Consider the following 210-nt stretch of genomic DNA (forward strand, 5'->3'; position numbering starts at 1 on the left):
CAAGGATTTTTATTACCTCAACTTTCTACTCTACAAAGAGAAAATATCAATTGTGCCTCTCCAGCCGATGATGGATTGGTGGTATTTGATAAAACAAAAGGGAAGTTTTTTTTCTGGAATAGTGGGAGGTGGAATGAAGGCCTGGGAAGTATTGCATCAGTCAATGCCTCATTTAATGCCACTACAAATACGCTTGAGTTTGAAGGTGGA

The 210-nt window shown here is 39.0% G+C and carries 1 protein-coding gene; it reads left to right on the top strand.

Features of this window, described 5'->3' with window-relative positions; all coding sequences use genetic code 11:
• A partial coding sequence (locus tag E1176_RS20130) for a hypothetical protein (RefSeq protein WP_222933034.1) occupies nucleotides 1-210 on the top strand: 210 nt, incomplete at both ends.

The sequence above is a fragment of the Fulvivirga aurantia genome (assembly GCF_009711475.1).
GTDB classification, from domain to species: Bacteria; Bacteroidota; Bacteroidia; order Cytophagales; family Cyclobacteriaceae; genus Fulvivirga; species Fulvivirga aurantia.